Source organism: Lysinibacillus boronitolerans JCM 21713 = 10a = NBRC 103108 (assembly GCF_000772935.1).
Taxonomy (GTDB): Bacteria; Bacillota; Bacilli; order Bacillales_A; family Planococcaceae; genus Lysinibacillus; species Lysinibacillus boronitolerans.
In genome coordinates, this window is the sequence record NZ_JPVR01000078.1 from 160,398 (window position 1) to 178,457 (window position 18,060).

Below are 18,060 nucleotides of genomic sequence, written 5' to 3' on the forward strand. Positions count from 1 at the left end.
TCCCCTTGAATGGAATTTATAGTATGCTGATTAAAAGGGAGGAGAGGGATTTTATGGTTAAACAATTGATTGTTGGGGATACAATACAGGAATTGGCTTCTACTCGTCGCATACTGGAACGCTTGCCTGACGAGCATTTGACATGGAGGCCACATGAGAAATCAATGACACTAGGAGGTCTGGCCACGCACCTAATCAATCTGCTAAACTGGCAAATGGCTATTTTACAGTATTCAGACTTTGATCTTTCCACCGTTCCGTTGCGCCGAGAGGCATTAGAAAAGCGAGCTGACATTCTGGATGAGTTCGATGCAAACGTAAAAAAGGTGGAAATGATGCTTACTGAATGTGATGAGAAAACGCTCGGAGAGGAATGGACGCTACGTCACGGTGATCATATTATTCGCCAGGAGCCCCGAGCTATTGCGTTCCGCACCTTCGGATTAAGCCACATGGTCCATCATCGGGCACAGCTTGGGGTATACTTGCGACTTCTCGATATTCCAGTACCAGGCATCTACGGCCCTTCTGCAGACGAAGAAGCCTAGTAAACTAAGGGTATGAGGTGTTCGATTGAATAAGATAATGACGAAAACAGAACGATTAATTATTCGATTAATGGAAGAGGAAGATTACTCTTCTTGGCTTACGCAATATGAAAATCGTTTACCTTCTCAGCATAAATACGATGAAGGTAAATTAGATATGAGCATCTGTACGAAAGAATGGTTTGGTGATTTAGTTACTAAGCACCATCAGATGGCTGAGGATGATAAGGTGTATGTATTTGGCGTGTTTAGAAAAACAGATAATATGCATATTGGTTTTGTAGACTTTTCAACCATTATGAGGGAAGAATTTCAATGGGCTAGGATCGGGTATACCATTCATAATCATTTTTGGAGAAAAGGTTATGGTAAAGAGGCTGTAAAGGCAGCGATTAATCTAGCATTTGAAAAATTAAATTATCATCGAATAGAAGCTCATATAAACCTCGACAATACGGCATCTATAAAATTAGCAGAAAATGTTGGAATGCTTTATGAATGCACAAGGAAAGGTTTCATATATGAGGACGACAAGTGGACGGATCACCTAGTGTATTTTATTAATGCAGAAGACATGTCATTCTCCTAATTAAACTTGCTATATAGGTGATTGGCATCATTTCAAGAAAAATTTTACATTTAAAAGGAGAGAGCTGTATGTACGACAAGGAGAACTCTTTAGAAGTACAAAAGAACGAGGATATAAAAATTTCAATTGTCATACCAGCCCATAATGAAGAAAAATACATTGGAAAATGCTTAGAATCCATTTTAAAGGCTTCCAAATCCTTTGAAAATCAAGTGGAAGTGATTGTTGTTTTAAATCGCTGTACAGATAGAACAGAGGAAATTGCAAAATCATATAATTGTATCCTATTAAAAAATAGTGATAAGAACCTTTCGAAGATTAGGAACGCTGGCGTTGATATAGCAAGAGGAGAAATCATCGTCACAATTGATGCTGATACACTGATGAATGAGCACCTGTTATCTAAGGCAGTGGAGAACTTAATCTCGGGTAAGTACATTGGTGGGGGCGTTACAGGGAAGTTTGAAAGAATGTCCTTAGGTATTTTTGTTTCAGCGCTGTTATTAATTGGGCCACTTTTCTTTAAATATGGTGCAATTTCTGTAGGAATCTTTTGGTGCTATAAAAAGGATTTTCAAGCGATTAATGGATTTAATGAAAATATGCTCATGGCAGAAGATGCCGATTTTGCGAAACGATTAAAAGCATGGGGAAAGAAGCAAGGAAAAAAATTCGGGACAATTCCAAATGGGATGATCACTTCAAGCAGAAAATTTGATAAGCATGGAGATTGGGTTTTACTTAAACGTCCTAAAATGATCCTAGCATACCTTAAAGGTACAGATCAGAAACATGCGAATGAAGCATATTATGAAAATGAAGATAGATAAAAAGAAAACCGTAACGTTAATCGAACAAGGATTAACGTTTTTTTGTTACGATGCAATCATTCTAGCTATATTAAAGAAAAGAATTGAATAATTTTTTATAATAAATTATTCTTTATTACATCAATATTGATGATTCATTTTAGCGAAAGGATTGGGATTGATATAGCTGACGTCAATGTGTCAAACCCAAAAAGTCAGAATGATGAATAACTTTGAAGATTTAATCGGAAAAGAGTATGCCAATATAGCAGGCATCGCTATTAGAAAAGATAATCATTTAATCTACGAAAAATACTTTCATGGGTACACCCAAGATGATGCTTTGCATATAGCATCTGTCACTAAAAGCATCATCTCCATTCTTATTGGTATGGCAATTGATAAAGGATATATAAAAAATATCGAACAGCATGTGTTAGATTTTTTTCCGAATTATACAGTGAAGCGTGGCGAAAAAACCATTCAAAACATCACCCTAGCAAATTTGTTGTCAATGACTGCACCCTATAAATACAAGTCAGAGCCTTATACGAAAGTATATTCAAGTGATGACTGGGTAAAAGCTGCATTGGATTTATTAGGGGGCAAAGGTAGTATTGGGGAGTTTAACTATTCTACCGTTGGCACCCATATTTTATCAGGCGTTCTTACAAATGCCACGGGTCAATCTGTCCTTGATTTCGCTACAGAAAACTTGTTTAAACCTCTTGCAATCAAAGCTCCCTCCAATACAACTATACAAAATAAAGAAGACTATTTCGCTTTTCTGAAGGATAAATATGTCACTGGCTGGATTAGAGACCCTAAAGGAGTAAATACAGCTGGCTGGGGACTTACTTTAACGCCACGGGAGATGGCGAAAATAGGGCAATTATATTTAAATGGAGGTGTATGGAACGGACAGCACATCATTTCTTCCAAATGGATAGAGGATAGCACAAAAGAGAAAAGTCGATGGGGAGAGTTAGCCTATGGTTACTTGTGGTGGATTGTTGATGATTGCTATGCAGCTTTGGGGGATGGTGGAAATGTAATCTTCATAAATCCTCAAAAGAAGATGGTCATTTCGATTACTTCGCGCTTTATGCCACGTGCCAAGGATCGTGTTGAATTGATTAGAAAGCATCTAATGCCATTGTTTGAATAACAGCTAGTGACTATAAAAAGTTACGGTAAATACACTCCATTTTGATCATCATCAATCAAAATGGAGTTTTTATATTTAATATAAGGGTATTAATGAATCAATCTTCCAACAAACATATTTATTGAACCTAGCGTTCAAACACAAGTGAAAAATTGCAAACCCTGTTCACTTTAGTTCAAAATGAGGTTAATTTTAACAGTAAAATCAATTATACTTTTTGATCAATTTCTTTATTCAACAATATACTTGCAATACCCATTGTAGTACTATATAGTACTAATTATGACAAAGGTAAAATTAATGAATCAAAAACGTGTAATTGAAGTAGCTGCAACATTATTTTTAGAAAAAGGGTTTGCTTATACAAGCATGGATGAATTAGTTCGTGTAAGCAAAGTTTCAAAGTCTAATGTGTATTATCACTTCTCTAATAAGGAAGAATTGTTGGAAGGGGTCGTTGATTATTGGATTGAATTGTATCAATCTGCAATGGATGACTTACTGTCTCAAAACCAATTATTAGTTGAAGATCGTATCCAACTGTTTTTAAAACAAATAACACAAGGAGTTCAGACGAGAGAATATAAGGGGAGCTGTCCATTTATTACGCTTTATATTCAAAGTCCTACAAATGCCACAAAAGTAAAAGAAAAAATAGGTCTTTTTTTTAAAGGCTTACAAACAAAAGTTTCTCTATTACTTAAACAAGGGGTAGAGAAGGGTGAATTTAGAAAGACAATAAATATTGACGAGGTTGCATCTCTTTTTATAACAAATCTTGAAGGAGCGCTATTTATTTCAGAAACACTGGAGGATGCAGCAGTAATCATGAAAACAGCAGATCATTTGTTTAACTTGCTTCGATAAAAGAAGCATTTTTTTTACATCGAATTAGTACTGAACAGTACTACAAGGAGGATTTTTATGAGAACAGTATTTTTAACAGGTGGAACAGGTTTTATCGGAAAGCAATTAGTGAAGGAATTAGCCAAAGAGCATGTTACAATTCTTCTATTAGTAAGATCGAAAAGTAAAGCAACACGCATTTATCAAGAAAGAGGCATCTTAAAAGAGGCAAATATGCACTTTATTGAAGGTGATTTAACGAAAATAGACTTAGGTCTAAGTGCTGAAGATAAGGAGTTGGTATTGAAAACGGATGTGATTATTCACGCAGGAGGTCCCATGGATATTCAAGCGACAAGCAAAGTGGCAGCCTCCGTATTTTTGAATGGTGCCCAACATATTAGTGAATTCGCTAAAAATATTCATCAATCGAAGGGATTGCAGCAATTTATTCATATTGTAGGCTATATGAGTCCCTTTGATGATAATAATAGCAAGGTTACGATAGATGTATTTAAAGAAGGAAACAATTTTTTAAAAATAAAAAATCCATATGAGCGAACAAAGTTTTTAGCAGATCTATATATCCGTCAGCAGGCATCAGCAGTAGGTTATCCGCTGTCTGTCATTAATCCGCCAACTGTGGTCGGTAGTAGTAAAACAGGGAGTACAGAGCAGATAGCTGGATTAGGTTTGCTTGTGACAAGTATGCGAAGAGGGCTTATGCCAGTGATTCCTGGCGGTAAGGGATATAGGTTGCCACTGATTTCAAACGATGAGTTTGCGAAGTTTATTGTGCAGGTTTTCAAATTGGAGCAGCCGGCTATTCAAACATATACACTTGTTGAAGACAAAGAGAACGATACGAACATTGCTGAATTATTAAGTGTTATGTCGGAAAGTATGAATATGAGGGCACCAAAAATCTCTGTTCCAATGCCGCTGATGAAAACAATAATGAAAAGTGGCGTAAGTAAAATAACAAACATTCCTTCTGATGGACTGAATTTTATGACAAAACGAACATTTTCAAATGTTTCGGTGAAAAACATGATGGGGGGAGATTGGTTTAAGAAGACGAGTGTCATGAACTTTTTCCCTGCCGTAGTAGCTGATCTGGATTATCGATTGATGTATCAAAATGGTGAGCATCATCATTTATTTGAGCGAACATTATGCGATAACAATACCCTTTACCAATTACAAGGAGAGGGGAAACCGTTTATTTTATTACATGGTTTATTGAGTGATGGAGAGGATTTATTTCCTTTAGCGCAAGAGCTTCATGAAAAAACGGGTCAACCTGTATGGATCTTGGATCTTCCAGGTTTGGGACGTTCGCCTTTTAAACGAGAGAAAAATCTTTTAAATATCTATTTGAATGTAGTGAAAAAGTTATTAGAGAAAGCTACTAACGGTGCCCATCTAATTGGCCATTCATTTGGTGCGTATATTCTTTTGGAAGCATTAGTACAAAAGTACATAGATAAGAAGCATACAATTACTTTACTTCAGCCACCTATTGCTAAAAAAAATGCTAAATCCATGAATGCTCCTCAATTTATGAACAAATGGACATTGAAATTGGCAACGACTAATTTGATAGAGCGATATCTTTTAAGTAATGGTTTATTTGAAAGTATAGAGAGCATCCCTGAACATTATATTGAAAAATTAAGTAAAAGCTTTACTTCTCCTAGAATTTTAAATACTACGGTTCAGCTTAACAGTATACTATCGAAAAACGTTCAAGGTGATTTCAATGAAGTAGCAAAGTATAATCTTCACATTATTTGGGGGGATTCTGACAGAGGCTATTCTGCTCCTACGCATCTGGGGAAGGTTGACTTTGTTCCATATGGTCATCATTTTCCTCTTAACCATCCGAGGGAAACGGTTAATTTGGTAATAAAAAATAGTAGTACTAGCAGATGAGCGTGTGGGATAAATAAAAAGCATGAAAATCAATTTGCAAAAGAAGATGAGATCTTGCTTCGGTAAAACGAATCCGTTGATATTGCAGTCGAAAAGTATACACCTAACCAGTTGTCGAAATTTATATGACGACTGGTTATTTAGTATAATTGAGGAATCAAGAAGAACAAATTCAATAAAAGGAAAACTAAGATATACCGATGCAGTATATTGTTTTATTTATAGAAAATCTCTTTTTAGAGTATGGGGAAGACGAAAGGGGCTAAGATACTATTCATATTCCAACAGAGGCATTAGAAAAATTATTTGAAGATAATTCAAGATCTAATTGCATTTTATAAAACGATTTAATAGATATCGAGGTGATTGAGGATTAATATCTTTTTCAATGAGCATTCGTAAATAAAAGCTTATGTTCATTTGTCCTCTTATTGGATATTGTAGCTGAAAACAACTTTTTTAATTGAGAAAAATAATTAATACTTTATATGTTTATTCACAATAAGTTTTTCTAACAAATATTAAATTTTTTCATTCCCCAATTGGGCCAATTGTGGAGTAACTTCAGGACATAAAAAACTTCTAACTAATAAACATACTATGCACGTTATTCGTTAGAAGTTATCATACTCCATTTAATAGTAGGCTATCCCATAACCTCATCAAATCGGTACGAGTCATGCCATAAGATTAATTGGACTGGTTCGATATTGCCTCAAAATAGTCTAGAACTACCTCGCGGAATTCCAATGAAGCTTGCGTCATGTAGCGACTTTTATGCCATAATAAAGCGATATCACGTACAAGTTCATGATTCTCAACTTGCAAATATTTAATCTTTCCCCATGATATTTTTGCTGTGCTTGGTATGAAGGCAAGACCAATTTCAGCTTCTACAAGAGTGATTAAACGTGTAGGTTCATCGCCCTCATACACATATTTAAGGTCAATTCCAGCAGATTTGCATACAGCGTCTACTAAATCACGAGTGCCGTATCCTCTTTTCACACCGACAAAGCATTCATCCTTAAGTTCTGTTAAACATACGCTACTTCGGTCTGCCAGCCGATGCCCATTAGGAACTGCAACAAGAATGGGATCAACATAGACAACTTGACATTCGATGTCTTCCCCTTGAAAAGGAGAGGACGACAAGCAAAAATCGACTTCGCCTCGATGCAAAAGCGTGACCATTTCCAGCGTGGTCAGCATTTGCACATGAAATTGGATATTAGGACGTTTTTTACGAAACTCTCGCATAATCTGGGGCAAAGTGCTTGCAGTGGTTACCGCAAGCTTTAGTGTGCCAGATTCCGCTCTGGACAAATCGCTAATCTCCTGCTTCCCCTGTTCCAACTCGAACAAAGCCCTTTCCGCGCGACGAATGAATTTGTTGCCAAATTCATTTAATCGCAGTTTCCTGCCTGTGCGATCAAATAAAGGTACCCCTAAATCTTCTTCCAGACGCTGTATCGTTTTGCTTAGCGACGATTGCGTTACGTGGAGACTTCGTGCAGCTTCGGTTACATGCTCTAATCGAGCTACCTCTAGAAAATATTGTAGTTGAAGAAGTTCCATTTCTTTTTCTCTCCAATCATTCCTTTTGGTCAATGATATCATAACTTTAAATGCGTTGGAATGAATGTAAAATTTCAAGTAAGATATCAATGGAACAAATATAAAGGGGGGTAAAAAATGAATTCTCGTAGCAGGTGGTTAATGATATCCGTTGGACTAGGAATATTATTAAACCCTTTAAATTCATCCATGATTTCTGTTGCTATTGCTAGGTTGCAACATGTGTATAGCATTGATTTTACTGCTGTTTCCTGGATTGTGTTTTCGTTTTATATCGCTAGTGCTATCGCCCAACCTATAATGGGGAAGGCTAGTGATGTATTCGGTCGGAGAAAGATATTTCTTGCTGGTCTTGTTGTATCTTTAGTTTCTTCTATTCTGGCTCCATTTTCTCCAAACTTCGGATGGCTTATAGTGTCTAGAATCGTACAATCAATCGGAACTAGTATGCTGATTGCAGTTGGAACAGCTATAGTGCGCATTCATATTACAGAAAAGCAAGCAGATGCTTTAGCAGGTTTATCGATTTTCCTATCCGGTGCGGCAGCTATAGGACCTTTTGCCGGAGGAGTACTTATTCAATGGTGGGATTGGCCAGCGATCTTCCTCGTCAATATCCCGTTTGTAGTGGCGAGCTTTATATTAGCTTGGAAAATGATTCCTAATGATGGATCAGTAGCAACGGTTTCACGTGACATGTCGTTTCGAAAATTACTGGGTGTGATTGATGTGCCAGGAATTCTGCTCTTTGCGGTGGGGCTGATTGCCTTTCTAGTTGGCTTGCTGTCAGCGAAATCATCTGGGCATTTCTCTATGTGGAATATAATTGTTGTGCTAACCGGGCTCGTTGCGTTGGGAATATTCATACGACATGAGCTAAAAACAGTGTCGCCATTTATTCCTTTACGCACCTTCGCCAAATATCCAGGAATGACATGGGTCAATATACAATACTTGCTAGTTAACTTACTTTATTATTCACTCTTTTTTGGGATTCCATCATACCTGCAAATGGTGCGGCATGTCAGTGAATTCCAGACAGGGATTCTTATGTTAACTTTGGGCTTGAGCTCGATTGTCGCTTCACCAATAGCAGGGAAATGGGTCGGTAAATCGGGACCCAGACCTGCATTGATTGTATCCTCATTACTGATGGTAGTAGGGGCAGTGTGGATCGTGACATGGACGCAAAGTTCACCAGTCATCAGTGTGTGCCTGGCGTTAGCCGCATTCGGTTTTAGCAACGGGCTAAATGCAGTTAGTATGCAGGCAGCTTTGTTTAAAAGCTCTCCAAAAGAAATTGTTGGTGTAGCATCTGGCCTATTTAATACATCGAGATATTTGGGAACAATTTTATCTTCACTGTTAACAGGTATCATTATGGGAGGTGCGTTCAACTTTACAGGATTCCGATTGCTGGGAGTTTTCCTAACGGTCATTGCATTGGTCTTAGTATTTATAAGTCTGCGACTCAGATATTCTGAGCAATTGGATGAACCGAGTACAAGCAATTAAAACAAAAAATAAAAATAGGAGTTTTTAATGTTATGACAAATGTTAAAATCAAGGAATGATCGTCATGAGAACAAGCTTGGCAGGAAATGCAAAAGGATAAACAACCCCAAATCGATGTGATCGAGGCATTATGGGAAGACATGGATGTTGATCAAAAAGGTTGAAACAAGGAATAAGTACATTCCAGTGTGCTAAAAAGTGCCTTTTACATTTTACATCCATTCCGTCTCACTATTATTAGTATACTTTTCAATGAAACATAACTTCCTATAATTTATATTATGTAAACTAAAATTATTGGCGAGGAGGAGGGCTTGGATACGTCAACACCCCATAATACAATCGTTCGCTTTTATCTAGAGGCTGGAATTTTCTTGTCCCAGCCTCTATTAATTGCTTCATTACAATGAGTCACTTCATCAAGTTTAACTTTATTATCTAAAATAGCCATACAATTTCCATATATAATCGGAAATTACATTTGAATTATATTCAGCCAAACTATACGCATAATCAAAACCATTATTTAGTATATCGTGTAACTGAACGATCGGATTATAGAAAAAATAAATTTCATCTGAGTTCTTACTATCCTGTAATATTTTATAACTCATTTCTTTCTCTTCTTTACCAAGATGATAAAGATACATTACAATTATTTTTAAACTTTCTCTTTCGGATTTTTTACTATTTGCAAAACGGAAATCTTCTAATGACTCTATTTGTTCTAGAAGGCTACAGAATATATGTTGATTCATACCATACTTTAAATATAAAGCATATAAAAGATATACAGACTCCAAATAATCTATTATTATCAAATCATTGGGTGATCTCATAACCACAACTTCATGGTCTTTTTCGGGTGATGCAACTTTTTTTAAACCTTTTTGTGTTCTGTCCTTTAAATATTCGTTCAAAATTTTATTGTCAGAGATATCAAGCACAAAATTGTCAATCCTGATTTTTTTATCTTCGTTAAATGTATTTTTTTCTTTTAAATCAAAGATTATACACTTTTTCTCTTTGGTTTTGGCTATTTTATACTTAACTGCATTTAAGATATAAGGGTTTTTTAATATTTTAATATGGAGTTCATTGTCCGTATATTTGTTATATTTAAGTAGACAAACACCTAATGACTTTGAATAACTCAATAAACGTCTATCATTACAATTGTTAACCTCTTTTCGAATTTCTGTTGCAATATAATCATCAAGCTGACTTAATCTAATTACAGGCCGTTCTTTTTTAGGAATTTGGTATCTTCTATGATTACCATCAATATTTTCACTATCTTCTATTCTAAATAACAGCATATATTCTCCTTTATTCAATTTTACATAAATTTTTCGGTGTTCTGTGACCGAGTTTTCGACACATGGATTTAAAAATCTATTTTGCCACTCTATAACTATTTGACATAAGTCATTTCAACTTTCTCAGTAATTAAATCTTGTTAATATAAAAATGCTCTTTCGCCTTAAATTTAGTTCTCTAAAAGGTAAACAATATGTTCCAAACTAAATTGTTTTACTGTTGATCTTTGCGCTACTAATTTCAATTTATACCTCAGTGGCTACTGAAGATAGCTCTTACTTTATGATATTGTAGGTTGTTATTCCTTTTTTCCTTTTCGAGTAATTCGATAGAGCCACTTAAATATTCTTGAACCACCATCAATTTAAATTCTTCACTATATTTAGTCATATAAATCATCCCAAAAGTTAGTTTTTCACTCTAACTTTTGGGGTGCAGGACCGAATTGCACCAGATTGTTGAAGACCGTTATTGAACTAAAGCCTCCGTTACTTTAATAAGGATGTGCTTTAAAAGTAATCGGGGATATGTAGTGATATAGAGTCAATCTCATTTTCTTTTGAGTAATACATACAAACACTGTCTTTATATTTTTGACAATCATTAGGTAGTTCAATAAAGCCTAATCCTTTATAAAATTCTATCCCAATATCACTATAAAGGAAAAAGTTGTTACAGTTTTCTTCCAGTTCTAGTTTATTTATCATTTCTTTGACCAATAAAGAAGCGTATCCTTTTTTTCTTAATAATAAGGGAGTAGCGATTGAACCAAGCCCTTTTACAATTTGGTCTTCAGAAAGATTTAGTTCATATACGATGAGGGAGCTTAATAGTTGCTTTGTATCTGTTGCTTCAAGAACGTACCACTTTCCCTTTTTATACTTATTGGAAGCCTGGCACAAAGTTATATATTCTTCATATGGCATATTATCTCCCCAAACATCATAGCCCATCTTGTAAATTTCTATCATATCATCTTTTGTTGCTTCCCTAATTTTTTTCAAAGAACCTCTCCTTTTGTTTTAAGCGATTATACATTCTTTTCGACATTAAGGTTATCAAAACCTCTATTCTTCTAAAGCTAAATGCTCTATTATCTTAGTACATTTTTTTAAAAAACTCACATTGAAATTAACACAAAACACCATTTAAAATTTAGAAGTGTAATTTCATTAAATGGCCCTTTAATGAAACCAAGCGCCGATTTTTATTACAGAAAGCGCCCGATTGTTGAATATGTTTTCGAAATAGTGAAAATAAATATTAAATAAAGGAAATATCCTCTTGAAAGTAGAATATTACCCTACAACCATAATTAACTATTCCGATGAGGAGGATTTTTGTGCGTCCACGACCATTATTTATTGAAAATCCAGAGCATGATAGGTATGTTAGTCTTGTGCCAGATGGAGATATTGAAGAAATACTGAGTAAGCAACGAACTAATACCCTTACCCTCTTAGGCGGCGTATCAGAGGAGTTAGCAAGGAAGACGTACGCACCAGGGAAATGGACTTTAAAAGAAGTGATTGGGCATATGACCGACTCGGAACGTGTGATGTCGTATCGAATGCTTGCCATTGCACGAAATGAAAGTGCACCACTCCCAGCACTGGATCAGGATCAATACGTTTCTGCGGCAAACTTCAACAAATTATCTTGGGAACAATTACTAGCTGGTTTAGACACGGTACGCTCCAACACGTTAAGCCTGATTTCAACTATTGATGAAGCTGCGTGGGTTCGTAATGGAACTGTAATGAACAGCCCCGTTTCGGTAGGTACCATTGCATATGGCATTGCTGGGCACGAGTTACACCATATGAAAGTGATTAGTGATAAATACTTATAAGTCTCTTTCTATTAATGAAAAAACTTAATTTCTCATTTAATACTGAGAAATTAGGTTTTTTAATAGTGGAACTTCCTTAGCGTTATAAATCCGCATTTTCCTACGCTATCTCTATTTATTAGTTTCCTATTTTATTTAATTTCTTATTCAATTATATGGCCCTATAACAGAAAACACCCATTTCTACATGAGTGTCTTAATTGAATGAAAGTTTCTTAAAAGTATTTACTGTATAAATCCTGTCTTAGCTTTCCGCTTAGCTGAGCATATATCTTTAATGGTGGGTACATCATGATAATTAACCCTATAGCAATTGGTATGGATGTTGTGCCAATAGACATGGCCTCTAATGCTTCTCCAATATTAGGCATTGTCACACTTAATAAAATACCTATTCCCATCGCAACAAATATCCATAAGGTAAGGTAACGATCTAGAAATGAAAGCTGCTTGGTTAAAGAATCATTACTCATTTATATTTCCCCCTAATGGCAACAATCTGTATCACAGTTGCCCCCGTTTAAAGGCTGAATTTGTTCTAAAATGCCCTTCATCAGTGGCGTTTGATCCTCTACTAAACGGTAATGTTTCCAAGTCCCTACTTTTCGTTCCGTAATAATGCCTGCCTCCTTTAATTTTCGTAAATGTTGACTAACAGCTGGTTGTGATATTCCTAACACATCCACAAAATCACATACACATACCTCCCCATTTTTCATGCATGCAAGTAATTTAATGCGATTTAAATCTGCTGCTGCTTTTAGTTGTTTTTCAATTTGTGTGTTTTCCATTTATCTGCACTCCTTATATAATCATTTGCTTATGTATTAATTTAAATAAAATCACCTCTTTAAAAAAAGGTGAATTAATACGTATATAATTATATTCTTATATTATGTTTTAATGTTTTGAAATGCAACAGATTTTTACCCAATTTGATGTTGCTTTGAAATAAAATTTGAGCAAATATACCTCGCAAACCCTTATTTTATGATAAATAAGAAGCATCCCTTTTGAAAAAGATTGATCAAAAGGGATTCCTCTTTAGCAGTTTTAAGTTAGGTTTTTATAAAAATGTTTGATTGTTTTCTACCTGTGTTGCTCCACAATCGCGCCCGATTATTGTATAAGGGAACGTCGTATTCGTGTGGTTTACTACCTTACATACAAAGAAGTTCCCAAATTCGATTTTGGGATCGGGGTTGGATTTAATAGCATGGGAGATATAAATGTCCCTGTTCTTAATATCGGGCCAAATGGATTGAATGCTCACAAGAAGCTTGAAAGAATGGAAATGAAATATTCACTAGAAATAGTACCAAATATAACAAACCTCGTTATCCAAAATCCATAAACTAATACAAAAAAATCCAGTAGGTAAATCAACAAGCACTTATTTAAAAATAATTAGTGAATTTGAATAAAAGAAAACCACCTAAAACATTGTTAATACAAATGTTCTAGGTGGTTCTTTTCTTATTTATGATACGGTTCACCGTGATAGATCTAAGTGAGATTTTCTAACCTTGATGGATTTCTCTCCATCCTATCTTTACCGCTACTATTTTCTAATATTTGATTTAAAACCATGTTCTGTAAAGAATCGCAATACCATTCTCGATTTCTTCTATTGTCAGCCCACCAAAGCCTAGTAAAAACATAGGATTTATAAATGGATTGTTTGCTTGTCTATACCATGTGTCACTCAGGCTATAAAGATTAATACCTGCTTTTCTAGCTTTTTGAAGTAGGTTCTCTTCTTTTTCACTTGTTATTACTTCCAAAACAATATGAAGACCAGTCTGTCCTTTAAATACTACAGCCTTATCTTTAAAACAGGCTTCTATAGCATTTATAATGGTCCCGTACTTCTTTTTATAAATTTCTTTCATACGGAACCTATGCCGTTCCCAGTGACCATTTCTCATGAATAATTCAAGTGTTTTTTGCTCAATTCTCGATGTCGTTTGCTGAAATTCATATTGACTTCGATAATACTCTGACAGTAAATGAGGAGGTAAAATGAGATAACCTATATTAATGGCAGGTAATAAACTTCCATGAAATGTCCCTAAATAAATAACCCGTTCTTCGCGGTCTAGATTCTGAAGGGAAGGGATTAATTCTCCAGAATATCTAAATTCCGATAAATAATCGTCTTCAATGATATAAGCATTATTTGCACTTGCCCATTTCAATAAGCTTATTCTCTTTTGAATCTTCATTATGTTACCGAATGGAAATTGAAAGGATGGTGAGGTAAAAACGATACTAGCTCCAGAATTCTCTAATTCTATTTGGTTCATTCCATCTCTCTCTAACGAAATGGGTGCAATATGACATCCATATTTTTCGAATACATTTGTTGCTAAAGAATAGCCTGGCTCACCTACAGCTACTATTTTTTCCCTTAGACCGATTAGATTGCATACGAGCATTAATAGGATTTGAGAATGTGAACCAATGATGATTTGATCTGCTGTACACTTTACACCCCTAGCGAACCTAACATAGTTGGCAATTTGCTCTCTTAATCCAAGATCTCCCTGAGAATCTCCTGTATTAAATATCTTAAAAGTTTCATCGCTTAACACTTCGTTCGTTAATCTCCTCCAAGTGGAGATGGGGAAATGTTGGACGTCAACATGGTCTAAGTTGAAATTATACTGATAACTAGACTCCGTTTTTTTAACTCTATTCAACTTATTTTTGTGATCTAGTTTATGAAAAAAGCCAATATCGATTTCTTTGATATAGTAACCACCTCTTGGCACACTCTCAATTAACCCTTCCATCATGAGTTGATCATATGCCGTTTCAAGAGTGGTTTTATTAACTTTCAATTGCTCTGACATCTTTCTAATCGATGGTAATGAGGTATTGGGGGAAAGATGCCCTTCTAAGATTTCTTTTTTGATAAAATCATATATTTGAACATACAAAGGAACGGATGAATCCCGATCCAAAGTGATTAATAACTCATTCATGTGATTCTCCCAATCTATAGTCTTTCTTAGAAATCCTATTATCTATTTTACGTCTTTCCATTAAGTATAAAGAAGTACAACATATCACGATGATGGAACAGGCAATAATGATAAAACTGACATGGATTCCTGAAACCCCAATGACAAAAGCAACTAATATACTAGAACCTGCTTCCCCGATAAAGGCAATCGTAGATAGAAAACTAAATACCTTACCTATTTTGTCTTCTGGTGTGAATTTTTGAATCATTAGTACCATAGGAAGATCAATGAAAGCTTCCGTAATCCCTGTGAATAACGCAAATAGGCATGCCATATACAGGTTTGGTGAGAGCCCTACTCCCATCAAACCAAGCCCCCACAAAATACAACTAATCATAATGAAACGAGAATAATGGGATTTGATTTCAATTTTCCCCAGTAAAACAGCTCCAAGAGCATTTCCTATACCGAAAAGTGTCAACATAATCGAAAAGCCTTTTGCTCCCTTTTGCCATTGTTGATCCGAAATAATCGGGAGACCTAAACGTTCCATCCCTGTAAAGAACAATAACACGATCCCAAAAGAAACAATCGAAATAAACAAGGAATTTTTGGTTTTTAAAAACGTAAATGTTTCTTTCAGTTCCTTTATTACAGGTACACTCTTGGAAGTTTTTTTATGTTCTAAAATTAAAGGTATCACAAATCCTATAGGTGCAATAGTTAAAATGAAAAAAATAAAGAACATCCATTCAGGTGAAAAAAAGGATAATAGAATTCCTGAGAAAATCGGTGCAATCGATCTAGATAATTGCAAACTTAATTGAAATATAGAATTTCCCTTTGGCCATAATGCCTCAGGTAATGTTTTAGACACCAAGCTTCTAATAGCAGGGCTGTAAAAACAGCGAAAAGATACAATAAAAAATGAGGCAACTGCTATGTACCAGATAGACTCGATATGAAGCCAGTACATGATAAGGATGGTAAAAATCATAAAACCTGTTCCAAGTTGATTCCATATAATGATTTTTTTCTTATTCCAATGATCAGCATACACTCCACCAAGAAGGCCAAATAATAAATAGGGCACAGCACTGCTTTGCACGACAACAGCTGCTTGAAAGGTTGTCTCTGAAATTTTATACGCCAACCAGAAAAGAACTACTTGAAATAATACGAAAGCAAAGCTTGACAGTGTACTTGATACTAAAACAAATAAATATTCTCTATGCATTAATAATTCCCTATAGCTAGTAGCAATGACTTTCTTTGACATTTCTAATCCTCCTTATCTTTGCTACTAACAGGATAAATAAAGTTGAACCTAGAGTAACGGTTCAACTCAAAAACTTTTTATCAGGTCAGATCTGTGATCAAACCTGTTTTCAATTTAATTTTATAAGTTTTTTCCTCATTTACTCACGGTACGGTTACCCTAACAATATGCTAAAACTAAATGAAAAAGTGTAATCTGGATAATCCTTTAATAAGCTTAAGTTCCTAACAGTTGTAGCTTTGGAATTAAGAATGATTAAAAAATATCCTTAAATCTTTATCTAAAAGCAACATCAAAAACTCCATATTGAAAAAGATTGTTCAAAATGGAGCTCCTCTTTTTAGATAAGTATGAGAGTTTTATAGAAAAGTTTGATCATTTTCCAGCTTTATTCAACAAACGCGGCCTTTCCATGAAGAAAGACGCTTTCCTTATTCAGAAAAGCCCCGATTGCTGACCTTTTATATTTAACCGCGTTTGGAATTTGACCAACTCAAAAGTTGCTTGCCATCTGACGGTCCTATCATTACAATTGTCGCTCTAACGTCACTAACCCAATTATCCGTTCTGCCCACTTCCCATCCACTACTTCATTTTAAATATTTAATATTCTTATAAAAAATTCTTTAAAATTCTCTTTCTCTATCTCAACTAAGCCTTCTATTACCTCAACATCATCAAATAAAAAAATTGCTACTCTCCCCTGTCTTTTATTCATATAACATTCCTCTTTTTTATCTCTGTTTATTTTACCAGTTTAACAACACTCTTCAACTAACCAGCCACGTTAGCTGAATAACAATAATCTTTAAGAAAATAGCCTTTCCAAAGAATGCTGCTATATGAAAGCATTAGATATTTAAAGAGATTGTTATATTTTGGATCGTTGGAAAGGTCTAATGAAATAGTATAATTAAGCGTATTTAACTTGTTTAAGAGGTGCAGAGTTTGTTTAAAAAGAAAATATTAGTTGGATATTCAGAAGATACTGTCCAGGCAATTATCGAACACTTAGATAGAAATAGCATTTCGTTTGAACTAGACATCAAAGATATTTTAAGGCAACCGTCCGAAAGACTGCGATCGAAAAAAAATAATGAAGTATACATAGTGTTTTATGCAGTCAAAGTTCGAAAAGAATATGCAGGACAAGTAGAAGCTATTGTTGAGCAGTATGTATCTCAAGAAGATGTAAAACAATGGTATAGAGTGTCAAAAAAGAAAGATAGAAAATTAGCAAAGAAGGAAACATCCCTTTTTTCAGTTGTGTCTTTTATAAACTATATAGCGATGCGAATCATCGAACAAAGTAAAATTGATGGCGGTGGAATTCTTTCGTATATGGCTTGTGTGGTCATAATGCTAACTGGTGCATTTTTGACGTCAAAATGTTATCAGGAGATGCAAAAAGAATCGGGCCATTTGAGACTGATTAGTATGGGGTTGGCAATCATAGGTATTGGTGTGATAATTTATGCTGTTTTTTCTTTTTTTTCTTTACTTCGATAATATTCTCAGAAACTTTTTCGGAAGCTACTATCTCTATGAAAAAAGCTGTTTTCTCAAGGATTGTTGCAGGGGCTTATACAACAATAGCGCCCAATTATAGTATAACAACATACAATGTTTTCGAGTTGTTCATTAGTTGTTAA

15 protein-coding genes and 2 pseudogenes are annotated in these 18,060 nt (G+C 35.0%); 9 read left to right on the forward strand and 8 right to left on the reverse strand.

What is annotated here, in order from left to right; translation table 11 throughout:
* The first annotated feature begins 53 nt into the window (after positions 1-53).
* From CD31_RS16285 to CD31_RS16310, 6 genes are all read left to right on the forward strand, one after another.
* A complete protein-coding gene (locus CD31_RS16285) occupies positions 54-548 on the forward strand; it encodes a DinB family protein (protein ID WP_036079154.1) in 495 nt (164 codons plus the stop codon).
* Positions 549-573: 25 nt separating this feature from the next.
* Positions 574-1,137: a GNAT family N-acetyltransferase gene (locus CD31_RS16290; protein ID WP_036079158.1), complete on the forward strand. Its 564-nt coding sequence runs from the start codon at positions 574-576 to the stop codon at positions 1,135-1,137.
* Between the two features lie 68 nt (positions 1,138-1,205).
* Positions 1,206-1,967, forward strand: coding sequence for a glycosyltransferase (locus CD31_RS16295; RefSeq protein WP_036079160.1), 762 nt, complete (start codon positions 1,206-1,208; stop codon positions 1,965-1,967).
* Positions 1,968-2,169: 202 nt separating this feature from the next.
* The gene (locus tag CD31_RS16300; RefSeq protein ID WP_244905026.1) at positions 2,170-3,114 is read left to right on the forward strand and encodes a serine hydrolase domain-containing protein; all 945 of its coding nucleotides are present in this window, start codon (positions 2,170-2,172) and stop codon (positions 3,112-3,114) included.
* A gap of 300 nt (positions 3,115-3,414) precedes the next feature.
* Positions 3,415-3,981, forward strand: a complete 567-nt coding sequence (locus tag CD31_RS16305) for a TetR/AcrR family transcriptional regulator (protein WP_036079164.1) — start codon at positions 3,415-3,417, stop codon at positions 3,979-3,981.
* A 57-nt stretch (positions 3,982-4,038) separates the two neighbouring features.
* Positions 4,039-5,895, forward strand: coding sequence for an alpha/beta fold hydrolase (locus CD31_RS16310; RefSeq protein WP_036079166.1), 1,857 nt, complete (start codon positions 4,039-4,041; stop codon positions 5,893-5,895).
* A gap of 690 nt (positions 5,896-6,585) precedes the next feature.
* Here CD31_RS16310 and CD31_RS16315 read toward each other — a convergent pair.
* Complete coding sequence (locus tag CD31_RS16315) at positions 6,586-7,473, reverse strand: LysR family transcriptional regulator (RefSeq protein ID WP_036079168.1); 888 nt, start codon at positions 7,471-7,473, stop codon at positions 6,586-6,588.
* A 117-nt stretch (positions 7,474-7,590) separates the two neighbouring features.
* Here CD31_RS16315 and CD31_RS16320 point away from each other — a divergent pair, with 117 nt between their 5' ends.
* Complete coding sequence (locus CD31_RS16320) at positions 7,591-8,988, forward strand: MFS transporter (protein ID WP_036079171.1); 1,398 nt, start codon at positions 7,591-7,593, stop codon at positions 8,986-8,988.
* Between the two features lie 434 nt (positions 8,989-9,422).
* Here CD31_RS16320 and CD31_RS16325 read toward each other — a convergent pair whose 3' ends face one another.
* Positions 9,423-10,307 carry a hypothetical protein gene (locus tag CD31_RS16325; RefSeq protein WP_036079173.1) on the reverse strand — a complete coding sequence of 295 codons (885 nt, stop codon included), beginning with the start codon at positions 10,305-10,307 and terminating at the stop codon, positions 9,423-9,425.
* Positions 10,308-10,817: 510 nt separating this feature from the next.
* Positions 10,818-11,312, reverse strand: coding sequence for a GNAT family N-acetyltransferase (locus CD31_RS16330; protein ID WP_052125394.1), 495 nt, complete (start codon positions 11,310-11,312; stop codon positions 10,818-10,820).
* A 338-nt stretch (positions 11,313-11,650) separates the two neighbouring features.
* Here CD31_RS16330 and CD31_RS16335 point away from each other — a divergent pair, with 338 nt between their 5' ends.
* Positions 11,651-12,160, forward strand: coding sequence for a DinB family protein (locus CD31_RS16335; RefSeq protein WP_036079175.1), 510 nt, complete (start codon positions 11,651-11,653; stop codon positions 12,158-12,160).
* A 275-nt stretch (positions 12,161-12,435) separates the two neighbouring features.
* Here CD31_RS16335 and CD31_RS16340 read toward each other — a convergent pair.
* The 5 genes and pseudogenes from CD31_RS16340 to CD31_RS24070 form a co-directional block, all read right to left on the reverse strand.
* Positions 12,436-12,633: pseudogene (locus CD31_RS16340) on the reverse strand (arsenic resistance protein); the annotation flags it as partial.
* Positions 12,626-12,951: pseudogene (locus CD31_RS16345) on the reverse strand (ArsR/SmtB family transcription factor). The pseudogenes CD31_RS16345 and CD31_RS16340, both read right to left, overlap by 8 nt.
* A gap of 789 nt (positions 12,952-13,740) precedes the next feature.
* Positions 13,741-15,147 (reverse strand): MocR-like pyridoxine biosynthesis transcription factor PdxR, encoded by a 1,407-nt coding sequence (pdxR, locus tag CD31_RS16355; RefSeq protein ID WP_036079183.1) that lies wholly within the window; start codon positions 15,145-15,147, stop codon positions 13,741-13,743.
* Positions 15,140-16,408: an MFS transporter gene (locus CD31_RS16360; protein WP_036079185.1), complete on the reverse strand. Its 1,269-nt coding sequence runs from the start codon at positions 16,406-16,408 to the stop codon at positions 15,140-15,142. Before CD31_RS16360 ends, pdxR begins: the two co-directional genes overlap by 8 nt.
* Before the next feature lie 595 nt (positions 16,409-17,003).
* A complete protein-coding gene (locus CD31_RS24070) occupies positions 17,004-17,126 on the reverse strand; it encodes a hypothetical protein (protein ID WP_280522765.1) in 123 nt (40 codons plus the stop codon).
* A gap of 230 nt (positions 17,127-17,356) precedes the next feature.
* On the opposite strand from CD31_RS24070, the gene CD31_RS16365 reads away from it, so the two are divergent.
* A complete protein-coding gene (locus tag CD31_RS16365; RefSeq protein WP_036079186.1) occupies positions 17,357-17,917 on the forward strand; it encodes a hypothetical protein in 561 nt (186 codons plus the stop codon).
* Positions 17,918-18,060: the final 143 nt, after the last annotated feature.